Genomic DNA, 743 nt, shown 5'->3' with positions numbered 1-743 from the left:
ACCGATGCCACCTGCACGATGTCCCCGCTACGCAGGCCGGACTCGGTCAACGGCTGGCCGGCGGGCCAGGGCGCACCGTCAGTGTGCGGGGCCAGGATCAGTTCTGAGGTCACATCACCCAGATGCGCGCCGAACGCCTGCGCGAGGTCCACGACGCGGGCGCTCGGTTGCGCCACGATCACCACGTCGACCGGGTGCAACCCGCTCTCCGTGCTAGGCAGCACCGACAGCCGCCACATTCAACCGCACCTCCCCAACTCGCTCCCGCATCCTGTGCCCACATGCGTCGATGGCGGGGCCTTCCGCTGACCACATCGGGTCCGCGGAAGCCGACGGCCCCGCCATCGACATCGCGGCCGCCCTCAGCTCGAGGCGCGGCGCTGGTCCTCGGCCTGGGCACGGATGATGTTCGCGTTGGCGTTGAGCGCCTCGACCACACGGCCGAGGGCAGGCACGAACTCGCCGGTCCACTGGTTCTCGAACGTGTTGCGGTCGGTGCCGAGCCATTCCGTGTTGGCGAGCTGCTGCGTCAGCCGCTGGGTGATCTCGGTGATGCTCTGCGCGTCGGTGTCCATCACCGCGGCCAGCTGGTCTGCCTGCTCGACGTTCATTCCGAGAAGTGCCATAGTGCTCTCCCTTTCTGGCGGGTCTTGCCTGGATGTGTCTTTCCTGCCGGACCCCCGTGGCCCGGCGGGGCGTCACGCGTCGATGCTCCGCTCGTCGGACTCGACGCGGAACGACTC

Annotated in this window: 2 protein-coding genes; both read right to left on the bottom strand. The window is 68.6% G+C overall.

Features of this window, described 5'->3' with window-relative positions:
- The coding region (locus tag ELR45_RS38030; RefSeq protein ID WP_205856681.1) for a hypothetical protein at positions 1–224 on the bottom strand (224 nt) is incomplete at its 3' end.
- Positions 225–362: 138 nt separating this feature from the next.
- Positions 363–626, bottom strand: a complete 264-nt coding sequence (locus ELR45_RS15870; RefSeq protein ID WP_129667272.1) for a WXG100 family type VII secretion target — start codon at positions 624–626, stop codon at positions 363–365.
- Positions 627–743 lie beyond the last annotated feature (117 nt).

The organism is Phytoactinopolyspora endophytica (assembly GCF_004138495.1).
Classification (GTDB): domain Bacteria; phylum Actinomycetota; class Actinomycetes; order Jiangellales; family Jiangellaceae; genus Phytoactinopolyspora; species Phytoactinopolyspora endophytica.
This window is presented reverse-complemented; position numbering and strand designations above follow the sequence as displayed.